Below are 21,259 nucleotides of genomic sequence, written 5' to 3' on the forward strand. Positions count from 1 at the left end.
TTCGATTTCATAAGAACAAGCAGAAAGTCGGATTATCGGGTTATCGATTATAACAGTAATGCAGATAATTTATCTGATTAACTTACATTAAAATAGTGAGTAAACTTGTTCTGGTAAAAACATTATCAGGGTTAAAAAATGAAATTTTTATCCTCATTTTTCATGTAAACCTTGCTTTACACATTCTCCTTAACAGGTTATTAGTGTGATAATATTGCGATTTCTAAACAGACATAATAACCCTATGTGAATGGAGCTATTAGCCTTGTTATTATTAGTTGACTGCATATGGTTGACTGCATATCGGCTACAAGATTAATGTAGAGATGATTGCAAATTAAGGTCGACTACATTCATTCTCTGCTTTGTTGATAAGGATTGAGGCTATGCTATCAAATATTCCGGCTGCCCCTAGGTTTATCCAGCAATATAAACATGCTACTAGTGAATTAAACTTTCTTTACAATGTATCAACTGAGTGGCATCAACATCCTTGTATTCAACTCAGCCTATCTTTACATACACATGAATCGTTAGCCTTATCAATACAGGATAAGACTCACTCCACTTGTGGTTTTCTGATTCGTTCAAACGTAATGCATAAGATGGATTCCTCCAATACCTGTAGCATTACATTGCTTATTGAACCTATTGATGAACATTACCATTTATTTAGCCATCTCACAGAGAATGTAGAAGTAATTTTGCTAGAGCATGATGATATTGTGGCAGTAACAGATTATCTGGTTAAGTCGCTTCTTTGTGGAGAAAAACCAGACACATTCACTGTTTACTTGTTACTTAGCCCATATCTGTCATGCCACTGTCAATTTGATAAACGTATTTTAAAAGCTGTTTCGTTTATCGAATCGCTATCAGTAAAGCGGATTTCATCCCGTCAAGTGGCTGATAAAATTTACCTTTCTGAAAGCCGTTTTTTACATCTTTTCCGTGATCAAGTGGGAATTAACTTTCGGGCTTACTTACTATGGTTACGCTTAAGTGATGCTATTGAGGAGATTCATATGACTGATTCCTTAACCTTGATTGCTAATAACTGTGGTTTTTCTGACACTGCTCATTTTAGCCGGACATGTAAAATGGCTTATGGGATGCGCCCTTCCGATCTTAAGCATATAATTCAGCAGAATTTACAGTTCAATTGTCATACAACTCGATGCCTCTATAGCATCAATAAACAGGTAATAAATAGTATTCATCATGAAGAAGAAGCTAATCTCCAAATTACGTAGATGACAAATTCGATCTGGAAAACCAAAGAATCAAGATTAGTGCCAGAAAAATAAAACCGAAGAGCCAGAAAATTTCGTTAGCGGCCAGAATTAAACTCTGGTTGGTGATCCTCTTCGCCAGAAAAACGGTTGCTTGTAAGTCAGATAATCCCAATAGTTTGATATCCTGATAAGCTAAATCGACAAGAACATTATTTTGTGTGATGTGCTCAGTGAGCTGAGAATGATGAACCGCTTCACGTTGAACCCATAACGTATTGGTTAACGATGTACCTATCGATATGGCTAATGTTCTAAAGAAGTTAAACAAACTTCCAGCTGAGGCAACTTTCTCCTGAGGAATATTAGATAAAATAATCACATTGAGTGGCATGATAAAACAGGCAATCGCTATCCCCTGCACAAACTGTGGCCATGCTGCGCTGGAAAAATCCATTCCAGGCTCAAAAGTATATGCTCGCCAAAAAAAACAGAAAGAGAAGACAATAAAGCTAAGGGTAACCAAATAGCGCATATCAATTTTAGCACCAAATCGGCCAATGACTGGGGCTAGAAAAATAGGAAGAATGCCGAGAGGAGCTAACGCTAGCCCCGCCCAAGTGGCGGTATAACCAAAAACTGTCTGTAACAACTGAGGTTGTAAGACTAGGACACCGATATGCAATAAAAATGCCAAACTAATACAAATCGTACCAACCGTAAAATTGCGTGATTTAAACAACGATAAATCAACAATTGGGTTATCATCAGTCAGTTCCCAAATGATAAATAGGATAATCCCTATCGTTGCAATAATAGCCAGCAAGATGATTTCATTGGAGTTAAACCAGTCGAGTTCTTTTCCTCTGTCTAACATGAGTTGTAGGCAACCAACACCGACAATGAGTAGAACCAACCCCACCTTATCAACTGGGATAACCTCAGTTTTTGTTTCACGCTTCTTCAATAACAAGTAAGTAATAAAAATAGCGGCCAGACCGATGGGAACATTGATCAAGAAAATCCATCCCCAGTGATAGTTATCGCTAATCCATCCACCGAGGATTGGACCACAAACCGGGGCAATAATGACGGTCATAGACCAGATGGCTAAAGCCATACTGTGTTGTTTCTTAGGAAAATTTGCTAAAAGCAAGCTTTGTGATAAAGGTATGATAGGGCCTGCAACAGCACCTTGTATAACCCTTGTAATAATTAGCATTTCAAGACTATTGGATATGCCACATAGCCAGGAAGAAATGATAAAAAGCAGAGTCGAAATGATAAACAGCCGTACTTCCCCTACCCGTTTTGCCAACCAGCCAGTCAAAGGAATAGATATTGCATTAGCAACACCAAATGACGTGATAACCCAAGTTCCTTGTGACACGGATGATCCAAGATCACCTGCAATAGTTGACAATGCTACGTTAGCAATCGTCAGATCCAATATTTGCAGAAAAGCGATAATCGCCAGAGACAGGATTAGCCACCAGCGTTGGCTGGCTGATAAAGGTTCCATAGCTGTGTGATCCTCAATTTTCATCACTTGCGTTGCTTTTTATGATTTGCTCAATGATTTCATCTATCTCATTATTATTGAATGAAAGAACATCAGTCTGATAAATAACCCGTTGTGGAGTTTTGTCAGCCAGAGTTGTGCCTGCTGTTTCTCTGGTATCAACCGTTACGTGCATGGATAAACCGATCCGCAATGGATTGAGAGCGACTTGTTTCGGATCTAATTCAATACGTACAGGGAGGCGCTGAACAACTTTAATCCAATTACCTGTTGCATTCTGAGCGGGGAGGATAGAAAAAGCGCTGCCGGTTCCCATATCCATACCCGTAATGCGCCCCTGATAAGTAACACTATCGCCATAAAAATCGCTGATTAACTTGACGGGTTGCCCCAGACGCATATCAGTGAACTGCACTTCTTTAAAATTTGCCTCAACCCATATCTGGTCAGGAGGGACGATAATCATTAATGGTGTAGATTGATTGATTTGAGATCCAACTTGAATACTGCGGCGTGATACATACCCACTTACTGGAGCGTAGATTCTGGTTCGTTGCAAAGACAACCAAGCTTCACGTAAATTGGATGCCGCCTTTTCTATATTTGGCAGTTTGTTTAGTGGTGTACCCATTACCAAAGCCTGATTGATTTTATATTGCTGCATGGCGACTTTTAAATCTGCCTTAGCAATGTCAACAGCTTTACGAGAGTGATCCAGCTCTTCAACAGCGATGACATTGACTTTACCCAATTTTTCCCGTCGTGCCAGATTACTTTTTAACTTGTCTAAAGTAAGCTGTTTTAATTCCATATTGGCCAGGAGCTTGGGATTACTGAGAATGGTTTCCCGTGTTTCACGCACTGCTTGGGCTAATGCATGTTTATTTTTCTCGAAGGTATTCTTAGCGTCAGCACTATCCAACGTTAGTAAAAGGTCACCTTGCTGAACAAAATCGGTATTATCAACATAAATATTTTTCACACTACCATGGGTTTGGGACATGACTTGGATCTGATTACCGACAACATAGGCGTTATCTGTTGATTGGTAGAAACGTAATACTGTGTACCAGTAAAATAGATAAGTTAAACCAGCAAACAAAAAAAGTAATATAACAAAAGAAAGTATTATTTTACGTTTTTTCTTATTATTTTCTTCTTGTGGTTGTTCAGGCATTGTTTCAATTTGATTGTTTCCCATGTTTGACTCCGATTAATTGAACTAATAAGCATATCCAAACATTTATACTGATATGCTACCGCCAGACAGCCGTATTTGTCCTGTTACAGAGTTACCACTCTTCTCAAATGAGAAAGTAACTCAACTGTTATCACCTTCTTAGTTTCGCCGTTTCATATGATTAAAATGAAAACACCGTTCATAGAGTGAACTCCATACTTAGGAACTCTACCTGCCAACATATCAAAGGTACTCGGCATATCAACTTTATAACTTAATAACGTGATTGGATTGAATAATCTGGCTGAGGTGGTCGGAATTAAATATTAAATAAAATTTATGTTTTTATAAAAGAATAGGCATGGAAAACATACCAATTATTTACAGAAGGATAAAATTAGCCAGTTTATTCAAGCAAAATAAAAACACCATTGTTAGATTGGCGTTGCTTATTCGAATTACTTATTTGCTATATCTGTCTGATATAAGCATCCATTAAACGATGGTTAAAAAAATATAATAACTACTAGGATAGATTACATGTTCAAATCAACTGAGTTGTATGAAAAAATAAAGGAAGTAAATGGTGATGCCATAAAATGGTTAATTACAAATAGCTGTTTTCTCTATAACCTTTCAAGTGAAGAACAACAAGAATTAAAAACATATGTTATTAGAGATGCCTTTGAATATCATTTTGAAAATAATGTTTACTACCGTGAACAATGTGAAAAGAAAGGTGTAAAACCCAGTGATATTCAATGTTATGCGGACTTGGTGAATATCCCTGTCATTCCAGTATCCACTTTTAAATCTGAAAATAGCTATCGTTTGTTAAGTAAACCCCTTTCCAGCATTGAGCATGAGATGCGTTCGACTGGTACTAGTGGTATCCCTAGTGTTGCTCGTCGATGTGATGAAACAATGGACTATACTACTATAGGTCTCTATAACTCATATCGCGATATGCTTAAGCTCTCCAGTGGTGCAGGACTGTGTTTATGTCCTTCTACGGAGGAAATTCCTGAAATGGGAATGATAAAAGCATTCAATTGGTTGGCTGGGTTGCTGGATACCAATCGTTTTATGGTTAGAGAAGAACGTTTTATTCCGGAAGAAGCAGTCAGTCAATTAAAAGAATGGCAAGGAAAATTTACTCGTCATTTGATAGGACCTCCGTTTCTTATTCATCGCTTTATCAGTTTCTTGAAAGCCACGAACACTAAATTGGAACTGGACAGTGGGAGTATGGTCATTACGCTCGGTGGCTGGAAGCGTTTCACTGGTGCCATGATTTCCCGTACCGAGTTTAATCAAGAGCTGGAAACTTGGTTAGGAATCCCCGCTAGCCGGATTCGTGATATGTATGGGCTTGTTGAAGCTAACTTCCTGGCTATAGAGGATGAATTCAATCAAAAACATATTCCACCTTATATTCACTTCTCTGTTCGTGATCCGGAAAACCTATCTCGAGAAGTTGCTGATGGTGAGACCGGGCAACTTGTTATATTCGATCCCATAGCACGTTCTACCCCTGGTATGTTGCTGACCGAAGATATGATCTACTTACGTACTGACAATGATTTTTCAGGTCGTAACTCTCAACGTATGCAATATGTTATGCGGGCACCTTCTGCAACAGAATTCGGCTGCTGCGCCGTTAATCTGGAAAGTAAAATGTCAGCTGATGAACAAAGGGATGAATGCCCTGTTACTCAGTGAGGTCAGATCATGTTTAATGAAATTATCACTGATAACTTTTGTCATCCCGATTGTCAGGGAAGCTTAGAAAATCCGGATATTCAGCTTAAATTGGGTAATCCTGTGTGTGGAGATAAAGTGAATATTGATTTGTCACTGAACGAAGAAAAACGTATCAGTAACGCTCTATTTCAAGCTTGGGGATGCACGGCTTCTTTAGCGATGTCCAACCAGTTTTGTCGCCAGATTCAAGGAAAAACACTGACAGAACTCGCCCAATTAAATACACAGGAGATCGACCAGATGCTAGGTAAGCTGCAACCGTCACAGCAGCATTGCCTAGAGATGTTACATGCTCTTTTTCAGCAGGTAAGGATGCATATATGACTATGTTGTACTTTGATTTCAATGCGACAACACCAATGAGTCATAAATCAAAGATGGCAATTCAGGACGTGTTGGATCAATTTGCTAATCCTTCCAGCAGATATCGTTTGAGTAATCATTTAATTACGTTAATTCATCAGGCAAAAGAGTCTGTATCTCAGTTAGTGGGAGGTTTGCCTGAAAGGATCATTTTTACTTCTGGTGGCACAGAGAGTAATAATCTAGCCTTGCACAGTGTATTTGGCCAGCTCCCTGCGGGTCAATTATCTCGTTACCATGCTATCTGTTCTGCAATTGAGCACTCTTCCATTCTAGAACCTCTGCGTTGGTATCAAAAGCAGGGCCTGAAACTGACGATCATCGAGCCAAGTAAAACAGGAAGAATAGATCTGGACACATTGTGTAATGCCATCACACCCCAAACTTGCTTCATCGCATTGATGGCGATTAACAATGAAACTGGTGTCATTCAACCTTATGATGAGCTTGCTTACAGGCTGAAAGGAAAAGGCATCCATCTTCATTGCGATGCAATACAAGCGGTAGGAAAATGGCCTATCCGCTGCTTTGATGATATCCCATTAACCATCTCTTTTTCAGGGCATAAATTTTATGCCCCTAAAGGGGTGGGTGGGTTGTATTACAGCCAGCAAGTGAAAATCTATCCTTTACTGCATGGTGGTGGACAAGAACAAGGTTTACGTAGTGGGACAGAAAATACATTAGGTATAGCTGGATTAGCTGCCGCCGCAGAAGAAGCTAATGAGAAACTGATACAACGTTTTGACTATTGCCGTGAAATGAGAGTTTACCTGCTCACTCAATTAGACAAATTAGGCGTAAATTATCATTTAAATGGTGAAACAAATCCTGAGTATCAGGCCCCATGGACATTAAATATTAGTTTCCCTGGCATTAGGGCGGAAGCGTTAGCAAGTAGATTGGACTTATGTCACGGTATTTCTGTTTCGTTGGGGTCGGCTTGTAGCAATAACTCACAGACACCTCAACGTTCACACGTTTTACTTGCGATGCAATCTCCTCATTCCTATATCGATAGTGCGTTGAGAATCAGTTTTGGACATGTTACTGAGTGGAAGGCAATTAATGTTCTGGCTAACGCTCTACAACAGGAAACTCAGCATTTATTGTCTATTTCAGGAGAACAAAAAATATGATGCTGGAACATGCACAAACACTGTTATCTTGTTTTAAACATTATGTTTCACAGCAGCCAAATCACATTGTTTACCGCTTCTTACCCTCGGGGGATTCAGATACTGTTACTCTAACTTGGCAAGAACTGGATCAACGTTCTCACCAACTTGCCTGCACACTCGTGAACGCAGGGCAACAGGGAAAAGCGGTTATCCTAATGTACCCACCTGGTCTGGAGTTTATTATAGGGTTAGTTGCTTGTTTTAAGGCAGGAGCCATTGCTGTTCCATCTAATGTGGTTCGAGGGAGCCGTCATCTGCAAAGATTAACGCAGATCTTGAATGACTCAGAAGCTAAAGTGATACTTACCACTTTAGAGTTAAGCAAAACCTTATCGCATGAATTTCCTAATCAGCATGTTATGTATTACTCGGAAAATCAGGTGGTAGATGGGATAACACAGCTTCCTTCAATATCTCCAAAACAATTAGCTTTCCTACAGTATACCTCTGGTTCCACTGATACTCCTAAAGGGGTAATGATTACTCACAATAACTTAATTTATAGCTTGCGGGCGATGAATAATACTTTTGGCTTGCATGAAGAGTTAATCATTGGAGGCTGGATACCTCAGTTTCATGATATGGGGTTGGTAGGCCATATTCTTCTGACCATGGCGCTAGGTGGACAATATAATTTCATGCCACCTCTCTCATTTATCCAGCATCCATTACGTTGGTTACAGTTGATGCATGATTATGGTGCTGAATTCTGTTGTGCCCCTAATTTTGCTTACGACCTCTGTGCCGACCAAGACTGTGCTGGGCTCAATCTGGATCTGTCTCGCTGGCGTTGGGCGGGTAATGGCGCAGAACCAGTCAGGAATGAGACTCTGATGCGTTTTTATCAGGCAGTTAAAGAATATGGATTTGTTTATCAAAGCCAAATCCCCTGTTATGGTATGGCTGAAGCAACACTGGTAATCAGTTCATCCACCAGTGAAGATCCTCCTTTTAGTTTAACGCTTTGTAACAGCAATCTAGAGAAAGGAAAACTTGTCTTACAACCTGATGGGGTTGTAATGCAAGCCTGTGGTCAAGTTGCGCCGAGTCACCGCGTCATGATTGTTAACCCGGACACAAAGGCATTGTGTCAACCCGATGAAATTGGTGAGATTTGGGTTCAAGGTCCAAGCATTGCTGTGGGGTATTGGAATAATCCGGAACAAACCGAGCAGAATTTCAAAGCCTATACTACCACTGGTGAAGGGCCTTTTCTCCGTACTGGTGACCTCGGATGTCTGTATGAACATCATGTGTTGATCACGGGGCGTTTGAAAGATCTGATTATTATCCGTGGGCGGAATATCTATCCACAAGACATTGAATACGTAGCTACTATGCAGTCCGCCGCGTTCCGTTCAGGCAAAGCAATTGCTTTTGAACTGGAACAACAGGTCGTTGTCGCCATAGAGCTACGAAAAAATATGGGGCAGGAAAATAATTTCAGAGAATTGAGGCGAAATGTAATCCAGGCACTCAATGCAACATTCGATATTAATATCGCTGACTTAATATTTATTCAGGCCAATAAATTACCTACAACTAGCAGTGGAAAAGTACAACGAAGACTCTGTCGTGCACTCTATTTACAAGGCAAATTACATCTAGCTAATGTACTGCCTACCACCGAAATTCAAGGAGCATAATATGACTGAGCTGGAACTAAGAGGTTGGCTGATCGAGTATTTGACACCCTATTTCCAACGCCATGAAATTCCCATCGGTGAACACGTTTCTTTCGATAATCTTGGCTTAGATTCTGCGAGCAGAGTAACACTGATTAGCCAGTTAGAAAAAGTATTACAGCGAAAACTAGATCCTATTCTTGGCTATGAGTATCCCACTGTTCATGCTTTGTCTGAGCATATACTGCAATTGGAATTGGAGCAGGGGCTATGAAAATCAACTGCTTGATCGTCGGTGCCGGGCAAGCGGGGCTAATGTTGGCTGTTACTCTTAATAAAAAAAAAATCAATACATTGATCTTAGAACGAGACCCGCGTATTGGAGATGTCTGGCGTAGGCGCCCTGATAATATGTTGTTATTTACTTCCCGTATGATGAGTCAACTGCCAGATTTTCCCTTACCGGGTACTCCAGATGGTTATCCGACTAAGGATGAGATAGCAGATTATCTAGAGCGTTATGCACATCATCACAATCTCAATGTATTAACGGGAACGCAAGTTATCAGTGTTAAGCATCAAGATGGATTGTTTACTCTGACCACGGAAAAAGGGGAGCAGTTTTCTGCTCCTTGTTTAATTAACGCCACTGGTGCTAATCAAGTCCCCATCATTCCTGAGATGGTAAGTGATCTGTCTCCTGCAATACAGCAATTGACGGCTGACCGTTATCAGAACTCTGGGCAATTTCAGGCAGGATCTCGGATTGCTGTCATCGGTGATGGTGCTAGTGGTCGGCAGATAGCACAAGAACTATCTTCCTCTATGCAAGTTATTCTATTTTGCGGTTCTCCTCGCCCTCTTGTGCCAAATAGAGTTCTAGGGAAGGATCTGTTCTGGTGGTTGCATAAATCAAAGATACTATATGCGGATACTTCGAGCTTGGTCGGTAAAATAGTGCAACGACGTAATCCTCTTCCGTGTGGTGAACTTACTAACCAATGTCTATCTGAGCTTAATGTGAAGATAGCACAGAAATTAGTAAAAGCTGAACGTGAAACACTATATGACCAACAAGGAAAAAAATACCAGATTGATGGACTGGTTTGGTGTGTGGGATACAAGGACGCAACTGATTGGTTGACCTTACCTGATGTTAGTGATTCACAAGGTTTTGTCTGCGAGAGTGGCAATATAAACGGAGGAAAAACAGCCTATCCGGGGCTGTTTATCGTGGGCAGAAAATGGCTCAGTAGTCGCAGCTCTGAACTATTATTGGGGGCTGCCAGAGATGCACAACGGGTTGCACAGTGGGTAGAACAAAAGCTGAGGGCTTAGCCATGTTCAATATACATAAGTTTGCGAAATAGTACGCACTTTCAAGTAATAATTGTAATTCCATTACATAACGAGTAAATCTGCTATCTGCCCTAAAAATAACTCATTGATGATTTTCAAGAACACGGATAACACGATGTTCACCACGATAGTGAAGTGACTGGGGGAGTCTGCATTGCTAACAAAAAATAACTTGAAAGATAAAAGGATTACATATGATCCATCTTGAAAGAGGATATTGATGAAAATGAATCAACGAGAAGATAACGTAAGCATATTAGCCGGTAATTCAAGGGCTTATTATAATGACGATGGTGAGATAGTTGTTGAAGCTCAGTTGAAAGCCTTTGAGGCTGCGTTGTTGTTTGCTAAGAGAAGGCAAGAAAAAAGTGGTCAATTACCGAAAATATCCGTGGCATTTGATCATCGTGGAATATTCCGACTTCAGTTTCTAAGTGAAAATCTCACGAATTCTCAAAAACGGAATCCTCGCCTAAGTCAGCTTCATACCTCAATTGTGAATGTTTTCCAGTCCATATCTGAAAAGCATCAAATTCCGCTTAGTGAAATACGTGTTATTCATGAAGATTCAGCCAGGCAGCACATGGTTCACACACTCTCTCTTAGAGAAATACCTGAAACCGTCAAACAACGGATGGTGTCTAAAACCCTTGCTGATAGTAAGCCACAGACATCAGATGATTTGTACGAAGAACCTACTCAGAAACTCACCTGTGCTGCAATTACAAAAGAGTATTTTGAAAGAGCCGCAGGCGATTCCCAAGACACGGATGCTATTCTAGAAGTGTTCTTTGAGGACTGCGAATGGTCGAGATCTCTTGCATATGTGCGCGGAATCCAGCTCAGTCACATGCTCGGTGTTTCAACTTCCATTCGCCTCAATCTTGTTAATGAAGCTGGAGAGGTGAGTCAGGGCAATATAGTTAAAGCATAGGATAGCCAAGATAATAAGAAAATAACCTTTATTTTTATTTATAAGGTAAAAAATTATGTATAACCTGTCCCGGCCTATTTATCTGGATAACAACGCTACAACGGCATTAGACCCTGATGTTCTTCAATCTATGATGCCTTATTTTATAAACGATTACGGAAATGCTTCCAGCTATGGACACGCTTTTGGGTGGAAAGCGATGGAAGCTGTTGATGATGCAAGAAAAGTGATCTCAACATCAATAAATGCGGAAAGTTATTCCGATATTATATTCACATCTGGTTCAACTGAGTCGATTAATCTTGCAATTGCTGGCCTTCAACATCGGGGCAAAAAGGGTCATATCATCACATCAATGATTGAACATAAGGCGGTTCTTGATTGCTGCGTCAGGCTTGAGGCAATGGGAACTGAAGTGACCTATTTACCCCCGCAAAGCGATGGTATTGTATCCCCAGACTCAATATCTCTTGCATTGAGAGATGATACCTATCTTGTTTCAATTATGACGGCGAATAACGAAATTGGCTCAATACAAAAAATTGAGGAGATAGGCGCGATCTGTAAAGAGCATGATATTCCTTTTCATACAGATGCTACTCAAGCGCTCGGAAAAATAAAGTTTGATGTACAGCGGATGAATATTAGTCTTGCCTCATTTTCTGCACACAAAATATATGGGCCAAAGGGGGTCGGCGCACTTTATATCAACTCACGCAATAAGCATGTCGCACTCTCACCTTTGATCGTTGGAGGTGGACATGAACGAGGTTTACGTTCCGGAACTCTTAATGTTCCGGGAATCGTAGGGTTTGGGCATGCTGTTGAATTATCTTTGAAAAATTTGACCACTGAATCGACGAGGTTGCGTTATTTACGGAATTTGCTTCGACAATATATTATCGAGAATGTGCCTGATGTTCGAATAAATGGTCATTTCACTGAATGTCTTCCCGGTTTGTTAAATGTATCCTTTGATGGGATAGATGCAGATTCACTTTTGTTGGAGCTTTCTGAGGTTGCTTTGTCCTCCGGATCTGCGTGTACATCTGCCAATAGAGCACCATCACATGTTCTGAAAGCAATAGGAGTGAGTGATGCGCTGTCTCAAGCCAGCCTGCGCTTTGGGTTAGGTAGGTTTAATAACGAGGATGAAATTCGGTATGTTTGCTTCCGCTTGAAAGAAGCAGTGAATAAACTGAGAGCGATGGTGCCAAGGTCATTTGCTCACTAATAATGAAGATGGAATTTTAATCATGCGAACAATGCCGGCTTTGTTTCTGTTGTTCGGAACCCTGTTCACTGCGGGTGGTTATGGTGCTACCTTTCTTATTTCTGAGTATTTTCGGTCACAAGGGGGAAGTGATGTTGATACAGGAACGACCCTTAGCGTGGCATTGATCGGTACTTTGATTGGTGTTCCTTTGGTTGGATGGTTTTCCGGGCAATTGGAAGCATCACGCCTTGCAGCTTTCGCAGCGTTGTCGATGTCTTGTGGTTATTTTCTTTTCGGTGGCTTTGGTGGTGAACTGAGCTGCATACAAAATATCGCAGCGCTTTTGATTGGGCTCGGTTGGGGAATGTTTTATATAAGTGGTCCCATGGCCTTGTCGGAACGGGTTACTGACGCAGACAGGGGGCAATGGTTTACTCGTTTCAGTGCATTTCAAATGGCTGGAATTTGTGGTAGTCCCATTCTCCTCACTGTAGCGGTTGAACAGGGAGGTTTTTCAATCCAGACAACGTTTCTCTTGGTTGGGATTGTTGGTATTCTCGCTTCACTACTTCTGGCTATTTTCGGGGTCAGGGAGCCGCTTGAACAACGGAAATCATTACTGCGGCCTTGGGTGAAGAAAATAACGAAGATCTCTGCAACTAGTATTATCCGCCCGATTGTAATGGTTGGGCTGGGGGGCTGTGTATTCTCTGGAATGATGTCATTTCAGGGGTCACTTGTCGAAGGAACTAGTGCGAATGCAAGTACATTCTTCGCTGTACATGCAGTGACTGTAGTTGTATCGCGTCTTTTTTTGGCACGATATTTATCTACGGTATCTCGTATCCCACTCGTCATTACGTTGATGTCGTGCTTAATCATTGGCCTTTTGTCTTTGTTAGGTATACCGATTCATCCTGTGTTCCAGATTGTTGCGGCCATGTTGACGGGGATAGGATATGGATTAGTGTATCCTGTTATTCAAACATGGGCAGTAAATGATTCTCCTCTTGAAGATCGTCATGCAGTCCTTACCTGGTTTGTTGTCTCCTATTTTGCGGGTATATTTGGATTTCCGTTGATAGGTGGATGGATATTAGTCGATGCGGGAAAAAACCTGTTTATCCTGGTTCTGGCTGCAATTGCCTTTATTGAACTGGTTGTCGCGTTATTGGGAAACAGTCATCTTTGTTACATTAAGGGTGGCCTAAGCAGGGATGAAATCAGGTAAGAGGTACTGGATAGCTCCGTTGTTGGTGTTCAATCTCTACAACGGAGCTATTTCTTAATTTTTCACTACTAATTGATACGCCTTAGTATCACATTTTTGCGTTTCCGGGCACTGTTTGCAGCCTCCGCTGAGGCAGGAGGAAGCGTCCACCTCCTCCAGTTTACCCATAATGACAAGTTGCTTAAGCATGGCTTCTACCATTGGCAGCGGTGCTGAAAATTGATGGCTCAATGACCTTGCATCGGTACGCCCATTGAGGGCAACAGCATCTCTGATTTTCAGCAAATTAATCATTTATGGCTCCGGCTGACTAGTGGCAACTGCCCTTTGAACATTCGCAACTGCGGTCAGTAGTGTTATTGAACGTGACGGTAACTTTACTGCGTGCGCGGCGTAAGCCAATAAAGACCAATATGTTAAACAGAATCACGGCTGAAATTGTTATTAAGCTACTTTGTGGATGAGCCGAAAACGTTGTGATTTGATAAAACAGTGCTGACAGAGAATAAGCGACGTTCAATCCCCACAGAATAGAGAATGTCATCCAGCCTCGGCTGGTTTCGCGGGCAATGGCTCCCATGACGGATACGCAAGGCACATACAGCAGCACGAAAATCAGGTAACTGTAAGCGGAAATAGCTGAGCCGAATTTGGCGCTCATGGTTCCCATTGAACCGCGATCCATATCGCCGTCACCTTTGCTGGCTTCAATCGGGTTAGAAAGTGCGCTCAGCGTGAAGGTTTCTTTCAGGCTATCCCAAGTTTCCGCTACAGAGCCTTTTAGTTCATCCAATAAATTAAATTTATCTGGATTGAATGGCTCTTTAGTAATATTTTCTGCGGTATATAGGGTATTCAGGGTTCCTACAACCACTTCTTTTGCCATCGCTCCGGTGATAAGCCCGACAGTGGCTTGCCAGTTATCAGAATGCACACCAATGGGTTGCAATACAGGTGTAAGCACTCTACTGACGGAAGCTAATGCTGATTCGTTGATGTTGTCCACGGTCTTACCGGAGAAGGAGAAACTGTTCAGGGCACCAATCAGCATACTCGCCGCGACAATCACTTTACCCGCGCGTATCACAAAACCTTTCAGCCTTTGCCATGTCTGGAGCAGTAGCGTTTTGGCATGAGGAACGTGATAGACCGGCAGCTCCATTACAAATGGCGATGCTTCACCACGCATGAGCGTGTATTTGAGCAGCAGCCCTGTCAGGATAGCGACGACAATCCCCAGTATATACAGGGAGAAAACAAGGCTTGCCCCACTTTTTCCGAAGAAAGCCGCAGCAAAGACGGCAAAGATCGCCAATCTTGCCCCGCAGGACATAAATGGTGCCATCATGATGGTAATCAAACGTTCACGAGGGGCATCCAGTGTTCTTGCTCCCATCACGGCAGGCACGTTACAACCAAAGCCAACAATCAAGGGCACAAAGGATTTACCCGGCAATCCCATTGATTGCATCAGCCTGTCCATGACAAATGCCGCTCGTGCCATATAGCCGGAGTCCTCCAGAAAGGAGAGAAACAGGTACATCATGCCAATTTGGGGAACCAGCGGCAGCACTGTATTGATGCCTCCACCAATTCCCTGAGCAAGAAATACCGTCAACCAATTCGGGAAATGAAGAGTATGACCAAGCCATTGCATTCCATCAATGAAAATGGCGGTGGAAGCGCCGTCGAAGATTGGCTGTAAGGCTCCCCCAATATTGATGGCCAGCACAAACATCAGGTACATGGCAAACAGGAAGATAGGCACACCTAACCAGCGGTTCAGGATAACGGTATCTAACGCTTGGGTCAGTTTATTTGGTGTGGCCGCACGGGTATCAATGACAGACAGACAAATTTCACTGATTGTCTGATAGCGTGATCCTGCAATGATGAGGTCGGGTTCTTCAATCTGTTGTTTTTGCAAGCGCCCGTTGCTTTCTGCCAGTTGTGCGTGAGTCAGGCCGGATACTTCACGGCTGTAAATATCTCCTTCCAACACTTGCAAAGTCAGCCAGCGGCGTTGTTGTGGCGTGAATTTCTCTGTGATCTGGCTGGAAAGGTGGAGAATCTCCTGCAATAACGCATCAGGATAATCAACCTGAACAGGGCGGGAGTACTGTGAGGTATTTTGTGGGTAATTATCAATGGTATTTTTTAGTGCATCTATTCCTGTGGCGCGGGTTGAAACCAGCGGGATGACCGGACAGCCGAGACGCTTCTCCAGTGCTGGAATATCAATATTGATGCGTTGACTTTGGGCAATATCCAGCATGTTCAGTGCAATGATGCAGGGAATGCCCAGTTCAATCAATTGCAGTGAGAGATAAAGATTACGCTCCAGATTCGATGCATCAACAACATTGATCAACATATCGGCTTCACCACCCAGAATGTAGTGGCAGGCAATCTGTTCATCAATGGAGGTTTGCTCAGAAATAGTGGTGAGCGAATAAGTACCAGGAAGGTCGACAAGCTCGACTTGATGGTCATGGGTGGTAAAGTGGCCTGTTTTGCGTTCTACCGTAACGCCAGCCCAGTTTCCTACTCGTTGTCGGGAGCCAGTAAGCTGGTTAAAAAGCGTCGTTTTGCCGGCATTGGGATTGCCAATCAGGCCTATAGTTAATTGTTTCATTATACTTTCTGCCAATCAGGAAGCGACTTCCGTACTCTAATTATACCTTGGTACTTTCCTTGGTACTTTGTTTATACGTTCGTACTTTGGTTATAAAAATGCATGGGTGATGGTGATTCTGAACCACATTGACTTCGGGTTTTACAAGTTCTGATCTTCATTTAACATGAGAAATGCCAGGTCTTGCTTACGAAGGGTAAGGTTAACTCTGCGTGTTTCGATTTGTATTGGATCGCCTAATGGAGCAAAGCGAATAACCTGAAATGTTGAGCCGGGTAACATACCGAGTGACAATAATTTTTGCCGATAAGCGGGGTTAATCTCTGGAGAAAATCCCAGAATTTTATATCTGCGTTCTGGAATAAGAACCATATAACTCTCCATTTGAATTGAAAAAATAAGTGATTATGAGAATTATTATCCTCAATAAAGGGAAATTCACAAGAAAAAAATTTGGTAATTACGCTGAGTTCTGATTGTTAATGATAATAATACGCAACTGCGATACAGATTATTTATACTGAATAACGCAGGAACAAATTGATATTAATCAAATTAATGGTGGCTTTATTGGAAATAAATCGCTATCAGAATTGTTTAATGTTTGGAAGATTTTCTTGAATTGATAAGCCCTGTGAATAAACAGGGCTTGTTGGTTTTCATTGACCTTTAGGGGGATAACGTAGTTCACTCAATGGTACTTGTACTCGCTCATCATCTTGATGTTGGCTCCAGGCGTTTGAGTCGTATACCCACCATTTCTCAATTTCCAACTCATAGAAACGGCGTATGGCATGGCCTTGATAGTCACTGATAGGACGAGATTTTTTCTTTCTGATAGCGGGATCAGGATAAGTTTTTAAGAAAAAGTAGTCATAGGTTTCTTTTATTTGATCATCGGGGACTTGGCGGGCACAACCAACAAATTGAGCACCAGCCAGATCCAGCGATGAATCAGGCATAACCCGACTACTGTAGATTGTGCCGCTGACACTGGGATTGAGACACAACTCTTGCGAATGTCGGGTATCTTGTTTTGAGTACCAGATCAGTGTCAGTGGATTGTATTTCGGAATATAAAACATCGTTGATGACCAGACTGAGTCTGCATCTGGATCATGAGTGGAAAGACTGAAAAAACGGATATTGCTGAGTAGATCAAAACTGCTTTGGACATACTTGTTCATGGATTATTCCTCAACAGTGTGAATGCGTTCTTTATACCGACATCTGCAAATTGAAGCCATTGGCATAAGAACTTTTGGATTTTATAAATAGTTTATATTTTTATATTACTCAATAAATTCCGATTATTATGAGATTTATTGCGAAACGAAGTATACGAAGTATTTATGAAAAGATGCAGGTGTTATCACTTATTCAAATTTATAACGTCAGCAATAAATAGAATTATTACTATGAAAGCAATGGGTTTTTTATGGTGGAGGTTAAAGAAGTTTTATTTCTATCCATGTTTTATTTCTTTTCATGTAATAGTTTATTTAAATTAAAAATATATTTAGTGATATTAAATAATTAAAACTGTAATGAATTTTATGCTTCTCATAAGGCAGTAGTTACAACAATTAATGGTAACAAAAATTAATAGTAATAATAAATAATTATAACAATAACAAGTAGTAATACTAGTAGATAGTAATAATAATGTCATGTATTTTGAAAGAATATAGAAAAGATCCTGAGCTGACGCAATTGCGCCAGTTCAGGAAATCATTTAGGTAAACAAACGTTTTTGCTAATTAACGTTTTTTATTAAAAGCAGCAGCCAGTGCATCACTCATGGCGCTGTTGGCTAAAGATGCAGAACCTGAACGCGAAGTATGGCGGTTTCTGCCATTACCGTTGCGATTATTGCGGCCTTGATCATTGCGATCCTGACGGTTGTCACCTTGAGGCCGGCGTGCCTGAGTTTCACCCGGTTGCTCATCAAGACGCATGGTCAGTGCAATACGCTTGCGGTTGAGGTCAACATCCATCACTTTCACTTTCACGATGTCGCCTGTTTTGACCACAGTGTGTGGATTCTCTACAAAACGATCGGACAGTGAGGAGATATGAACCAAACCATCTTGATGGACGCCGATATCCACGAATGCACCGAAATTAGTCACGTTAGTCACAGTGCCTTCCAGAATCATACCCGCTTGCAGGTCTTTCATGGTTTCAACACCATCGGCAAATGTGGCTGTTTTGAATTCAGGGCGTGGATCGCGGCCCGGTTTTTCCAGCTCTTTCAGAATATCGGTAACGGTCGGGATACCGAATTTTTCTGTTGTGAAATCCTGAGCATTCAAATTACGCAGAGTAGCAGGATTGCCCATCAAGTCAGGCAGGGTCTGCTCGATTGCTGTCAGGATTTTCTCAACCACCGGATAGGTTTCCGGGTGAACCGTTGAAGCATCCAGCGGGTTATCACCCTGATTAATGCGCAGGAAGCCAGCACATTGCAGGAAGGCTTTCGGCCCCAGACGATGGACTTTCAGCAGCTCGTCACGGTTATTGAAACGGCCATTTTCATCACGCCAGTTGACAACATTTTGGGCAACGGCACGGCTCAGGCCTGCAACGCGGGTCAGCAAGGCGACAGAAGCGGTGTTCAGGTCAACGCCGACGCCGTTTACACAGTCTTCAACCACGTTGTCCAGTTTTTTGGCAAGTTGGATCTGGCTGACATCATGCTGGTATTGACCAACACCGATAGATTTTGGTTCGATTTTCACCAGCTCAGCCAGCGGATCTTGCAGGCGGCGAGCGATGGAAACAGCCCCACGCAGGGATACATCCAGATCAGGGAATTCTTGTGCAGCCAATTCAGAAGCGGAGTAAACGGAGGCACCTGCCTCGCTGACGATGACTTTCTGTGCCGTGACGTCAGGATACTGTTTCTGGATATTAGCGAAGAAACGTTCTGTTTCACGGGATGCCGTACCATTACCAATGGCGACTAATTCCACCTGATGTTTGGTGCACAGGGCTGCGACGGTTGCAGCGGCTTTATTTTCCTGTCCGGTGTGCGGATAAATGGTATCGGTGGCAATCAGTTTGCCCGTTGCATCAACAACGGCGACTTTTACCCCGGTACGCAAGCCCGGGTCCAATCCCATTGTTGCGCGCATGCCCGCAGGTGCAGCCATCAGCAGGTCATGCAGGTTACGGGCGAATACGTTGATGGCTTCATCTTCGGCTTTCTCGCGCAGTGTGCCCATCAGTTCGGTTTCCAGATGCAGCAGTACCTTGATGCGCCATGTCCAGTTCACCACGGCCTTGCGCCAGTTGTCAGCAGGTGCATTGTTCAGGCGCAGGTTAAGGTGATCGGTAATAATTTGCTCGCAATAGCTCTCTTTTGGGGCTTCCTCAAACTGAGGATCGGCATTCAAAGACAGTTGCAGGATACCTTCATTGCGTCCACGGAACATGGCAAGAGCACGGTGAGAGGGAACAATCGCGATAGCTTCGTGGTGATCGAAATAATCGCTGAATTTGGCACCTTCTTCCTCTTTGCCTTCGACAACTTTGGCGACCAGATGGGCATTTTTCCATAGATATTCACGCACTTTCGCCAGCAAAGTTGCATCTTCGGCGAAACGCTCCATCAGGATATAACGTGCGCCGTCCAATGCCGCTTTGGTATCAGCAACACCTTTATCTGTATCAATATAGGCAGCCGCCGCCAGTTCTGGCTCTTGTTGCGGATCTTGCCACAGCAGATCGGCCAGAGGCTCCAATCCGGCTTCAATGGCTGTTTGTCCGCGGGTACGGCGTTTAGGCTTATAAGGTAAGTACAGGTCTTCCAGTTCGGTTTTGCTCTGCGTAGCGTTAATCGCTTCTGCAAGCTCGACGGTTAACTTTCCCTGCTCCTCAATCGATTTCAGAATAGTCTGACGGCGGTTGGACAGTTCGCGCAGATAACCGAGGCGGTTTTCGAGCTGGCGGAGCTGCGTGTCATCTAGACCACCGGTGGCCTCTTTACGGTAACGGGCGATAAAGGGAACCGTATTTCCCTCATCGAGCAGAGTAATGGCGGCTAGGACTTGCTGTGGTTGAGCCTGTAGCTCACCGGCAATGATTCGACTTAAAGATTCATTCATGGTCTGTTTTTCTTCAACTTTCTTGGCGTCTGTAGACATCCTGAGACATCATCAGACAGAGCCGGATAAAATCAAATTTCACCTGAAACAATATCGGCATGGTTCAAACTGGCTCCATTTATACGTGCTGAGCGCGATAATTTCCAGTTTAGCGCAATATTTCGGTCATATTGCGACAGAATTCATCAAATATCTTCTGGATTAAGATCGAATATCTTTTGGATTAAGATCGAATGTCTTCTGGATTGAGATAATGTCTTCTGGATTGAGATATAGTACTTCGCCATTAATCATCTTTTCTCAAGTGAGTTTTTTTATGACCAAGAGTAACTATATTACCCGAGAAGGTTGGCATTCGCTTGATCAGGAACTGAAGTATCTCTGGAAAATTGAACGTCCTAAAGTCACTCAGGCTGTTTCAGATGCTGCTTTGTTAGGGGACCGTTCAGAGAATGCAGAGTATATTTATGGTAAAAAAAGATTAAGAGAAATTGACCGTCGTGTGCGTTTTTTGTCCAAGCGGCTGGATGTATTGCAAATTGTCGATCCTGATCCGCGACAAGAAGGGAAAGTCTTTTTTGGGGCATGGGTAAAAGTTGAAAACGAGAAAGAAGAAGAACACATTTTTCGTTTGGTAGGGCCGGATGAGTTCGATCCTGCCAAGAAGTGGATTTCCATTGATTCTCCGGTGGCAAGAGCGCTGCTTGGTAAGCAGATTGATGATGAAGTTACGGTGATGACACCTAATGGTATGGCGACTTACTGGATATTGGAAATTGCTTACCAGCCTTTGACATAAGTTACAGTGATTGCTCAGTGGAAATAGGAAGAACGCAATAGAGAAAACAATAATTGGGAGAACAAGAATAGAAAACCTAAACATAAGCAATAGTTGCCAATGCCGTGAG

At 42.4% G+C, this 21,259-nt stretch carries 18 protein-coding genes; 11 read left to right on the forward strand and 7 right to left on the reverse strand.

What is annotated here, in order from left to right:
* The first annotated feature begins 386 nt into the window (after window positions 1-386).
* Entirely contained in the window at window positions 387-1,253 is an 867-nt protein-coding gene (locus PSI14_RS11905; protein ID WP_273576097.1) for a helix-turn-helix transcriptional regulator, read from the forward strand.
* Here PSI14_RS11905 and PSI14_RS11910 read toward each other — a convergent pair.
* Together PSI14_RS11910 and emrA are read right to left on the reverse strand one after the other, a co-directional pair.
* On the reverse strand, window positions 1,246-2,778 hold the full coding sequence (locus tag PSI14_RS11910) for a DHA2 family efflux MFS transporter permease subunit (protein ID WP_370688852.1): 1,533 nt from the start codon (window positions 2,776-2,778) through the stop codon (window positions 1,246-1,248). The genes PSI14_RS11905 and PSI14_RS11910 overlap by 8 nt on opposite strands.
* Window positions 2,768-3,955, reverse strand: a complete 1,188-nt coding sequence (gene emrA / locus PSI14_RS11915; protein ID WP_273576099.1) for a multidrug efflux MFS transporter periplasmic adaptor subunit EmrA — start codon at window positions 3,953-3,955, stop codon at window positions 2,768-2,770. The genes PSI14_RS11910 and emrA overlap by 11 nt, the downstream gene beginning before the upstream one ends.
* Before the next feature lie 519 nt (window positions 3,956-4,474).
* Here emrA and PSI14_RS11920 point away from each other — a divergent pair.
* From PSI14_RS11920 to PSI14_RS11960, 9 genes are all read left to right on the forward strand, one after another.
* Window positions 4,475-5,656 (forward strand): LuxE/PaaK family acyltransferase, encoded by a 1,182-nt coding sequence (locus PSI14_RS11920; RefSeq protein WP_273576100.1) that lies wholly within the window; start codon window positions 4,475-4,477, stop codon window positions 5,654-5,656.
* Between the two features lie 9 nt (window positions 5,657-5,665).
* A complete protein-coding gene (locus tag PSI14_RS11925; protein ID WP_273576101.1) occupies window positions 5,666-6,022 on the forward strand; it encodes an iron-sulfur cluster assembly scaffold protein in 357 nt (118 codons plus the stop codon).
* Window positions 6,019-7,200, forward strand: a complete 1,182-nt coding sequence (locus PSI14_RS11930) for a cysteine desulfurase family protein (protein ID WP_273576102.1) — start codon at window positions 6,019-6,021, stop codon at window positions 7,198-7,200. Before PSI14_RS11925 ends, PSI14_RS11930 begins: the two co-directional genes overlap by 4 nt.
* Entirely contained in the window at window positions 7,197-8,888 is a 1,692-nt protein-coding gene (locus tag PSI14_RS11935) for a fatty acyl-AMP ligase (protein ID WP_273576103.1), read from the forward strand. Before PSI14_RS11930 ends, PSI14_RS11935 begins: the two co-directional genes overlap by 4 nt.
* Before the next feature lies 1 nt (window position 8,889).
* Complete coding sequence (locus tag PSI14_RS11940) at window positions 8,890-9,141, forward strand: acyl carrier protein (protein WP_273576104.1); 252 nt, start codon at window positions 8,890-8,892, stop codon at window positions 9,139-9,141.
* Window positions 9,138-10,205 (forward strand): flavin-containing monooxygenase, encoded by a 1,068-nt coding sequence (locus PSI14_RS11945; RefSeq protein ID WP_273576105.1) that lies wholly within the window; start codon window positions 9,138-9,140, stop codon window positions 10,203-10,205. The genes PSI14_RS11940 and PSI14_RS11945 overlap by 4 nt, the downstream gene beginning before the upstream one ends.
* A gap of 247 nt (window positions 10,206-10,452) precedes the next feature.
* A complete protein-coding gene (locus PSI14_RS11950) occupies window positions 10,453-11,160 on the forward strand; it encodes a hypothetical protein (protein ID WP_306309282.1) in 708 nt (235 codons plus the stop codon).
* Window positions 11,161-11,215: 55 nt separating this feature from the next.
* Entirely contained in the window at window positions 11,216-12,394 is a 1,179-nt protein-coding gene (locus PSI14_RS11955) for a cysteine desulfurase family protein (RefSeq protein WP_273576107.1), read from the forward strand.
* 22 nt (window positions 12,395-12,416) lie between these two features.
* Window positions 12,417-13,607, forward strand: a complete 1,191-nt coding sequence (locus PSI14_RS11960) for an MFS transporter (protein WP_273576108.1) — start codon at window positions 12,417-12,419, stop codon at window positions 13,605-13,607.
* A 54-nt stretch (window positions 13,608-13,661) separates the two neighbouring features.
* On the opposite strand, the gene PSI14_RS11965 is transcribed toward PSI14_RS11960, so the two are convergent.
* The 5 genes from PSI14_RS11965 to PSI14_RS11985 all read right to left on the reverse strand — a co-directional run bounded on the left by PSI14_RS11965 (window position 13,662) and on the right by PSI14_RS11985 (window position 20,351).
* Complete coding sequence (locus PSI14_RS11965) at window positions 13,662-13,901, reverse strand: FeoC-like transcriptional regulator (protein WP_273576109.1); 240 nt, start codon at window positions 13,899-13,901, stop codon at window positions 13,662-13,664.
* A 16-nt stretch (window positions 13,902-13,917) separates the two neighbouring features.
* Window positions 13,918-16,242 carry a Fe(2+) transporter permease subunit FeoB gene (gene feoB / locus PSI14_RS11970; protein WP_273576110.1) on the reverse strand — a complete coding sequence of 775 codons (2,325 nt, stop codon included), beginning with the start codon at window positions 16,240-16,242 and terminating at the stop codon, window positions 13,918-13,920.
* Window positions 16,243-16,383: 141 nt separating this feature from the next.
* Entirely contained in the window at window positions 16,384-16,614 is a 231-nt protein-coding gene (gene feoA / locus PSI14_RS11975; protein WP_273576111.1) for a ferrous iron transporter A, read from the reverse strand.
* Between the two features lie 287 nt (window positions 16,615-16,901).
* Window positions 16,902-17,429, reverse strand: coding sequence for a pyridoxamine 5'-phosphate oxidase family protein (locus PSI14_RS11980; protein ID WP_273576112.1), 528 nt, complete (start codon window positions 17,427-17,429; stop codon window positions 16,902-16,904).
* Between the two features lie 573 nt (window positions 17,430-18,002).
* Window positions 18,003-20,351, reverse strand: coding sequence for a Tex family protein (locus PSI14_RS11985; protein ID WP_273576166.1), 2,349 nt, complete (start codon window positions 20,349-20,351; stop codon window positions 18,003-18,005).
* Between the two features lie 316 nt (window positions 20,352-20,667).
* On the opposite strand from PSI14_RS11985, the gene greB reads away from it, so the two are divergent.
* Window positions 20,668-21,150, forward strand: coding sequence for a transcription elongation factor GreB (greB, locus tag PSI14_RS11990; RefSeq protein WP_273576113.1), 483 nt, complete (start codon window positions 20,668-20,670; stop codon window positions 21,148-21,150).
* The last annotated feature ends 109 nt before the right edge of the window (window positions 21,151-21,259 follow it).

This window comes from Xenorhabdus anantnagensis (assembly GCF_028598555.1).
In the GTDB taxonomy this organism is placed as follows: domain Bacteria; phylum Pseudomonadota; class Gammaproteobacteria; order Enterobacterales; family Enterobacteriaceae; genus Xenorhabdus; species Xenorhabdus anantnagensis.

Bases quoted from the DNA above. Each gene is read 5' to 3' on its own strand.
- emrA (WP_273576099.1), bottom strand. From the start codon at position 3,955: ATGGGAAACAATCAAATTGAAACAATGCCTGAACAACCACAAGAAGAA.
- PSI14_RS11935 (WP_273576103.1), top strand. From the start codon at position 7,197: ATGATGCTGGAACATGCACAAACACTGTTATCTTGTTTTAAACATTAT.
- PSI14_RS11980 (WP_273576112.1), bottom strand. From the start codon at position 17,429: ATGAACAAGTATGTCCAAAGCAGTTTTGATCTACTCAGCAATATCCGT.
- greB (WP_273576113.1), top strand. From the start codon at position 20,668: ATGACCAAGAGTAACTATATTACCCGAGAAGGTTGGCATTCGCTTGAT.
- PSI14_RS11905 (WP_273576097.1), top strand. From the start codon at position 387: ATGCTATCAAATATTCCGGCTGCCCCTAGGTTTATCCAGCAATATAAA.
- PSI14_RS11960 (WP_273576108.1), top strand. From the start codon at position 12,417: ATGCGAACAATGCCGGCTTTGTTTCTGTTGTTCGGAACCCTGTTCACT.
- PSI14_RS11925 (WP_273576101.1), top strand. From the start codon at position 5,666: ATGTTTAATGAAATTATCACTGATAACTTTTGTCATCCCGATTGTCAG.
- PSI14_RS11910 (WP_370688852.1), bottom strand. From the start codon at position 2,778: ATGAAAATTGAGGATCACACAGCTATGGAACCTTTATCAGCCAGCCAA.
- feoB (WP_273576110.1), bottom strand. From the start codon at position 16,242: ATGAAACAATTAACTATAGGCCTGATTGGCAATCCCAATGCCGGCAAA.
- PSI14_RS11920 (WP_273576100.1), top strand. From the start codon at position 4,475: ATGTTCAAATCAACTGAGTTGTATGAAAAAATAAAGGAAGTAAATGGT.
- PSI14_RS11945 (WP_273576105.1), top strand. From the start codon at position 9,138: ATGAAAATCAACTGCTTGATCGTCGGTGCCGGGCAAGCGGGGCTAATG.
- PSI14_RS11940 (WP_273576104.1), top strand. From the start codon at position 8,890: ATGACTGAGCTGGAACTAAGAGGTTGGCTGATCGAGTATTTGACACCC.
- feoA (WP_273576111.1), bottom strand. From the start codon at position 16,614: ATGGTTCTTATTCCAGAACGCAGATATAAAATTCTGGGATTTTCTCCA.
- PSI14_RS11985 (WP_273576166.1), bottom strand. From the start codon at position 20,351: ATGAATGAATCTTTAAGTCGAATCATTGCCGGTGAGCTACAGGCTCAA.
- PSI14_RS11955 (WP_273576107.1), top strand. From the start codon at position 11,216: ATGTATAACCTGTCCCGGCCTATTTATCTGGATAACAACGCTACAACG.
- PSI14_RS11930 (WP_273576102.1), top strand. From the start codon at position 6,019: ATGACTATGTTGTACTTTGATTTCAATGCGACAACACCAATGAGTCAT.
- PSI14_RS11965 (WP_273576109.1), bottom strand. From the start codon at position 13,901: ATGATTAATTTGCTGAAAATCAGAGATGCTGTTGCCCTCAATGGGCGT.
- PSI14_RS11950 (WP_306309282.1), top strand. From the start codon at position 10,453: ATGAATCAACGAGAAGATAACGTAAGCATATTAGCCGGTAATTCAAGG.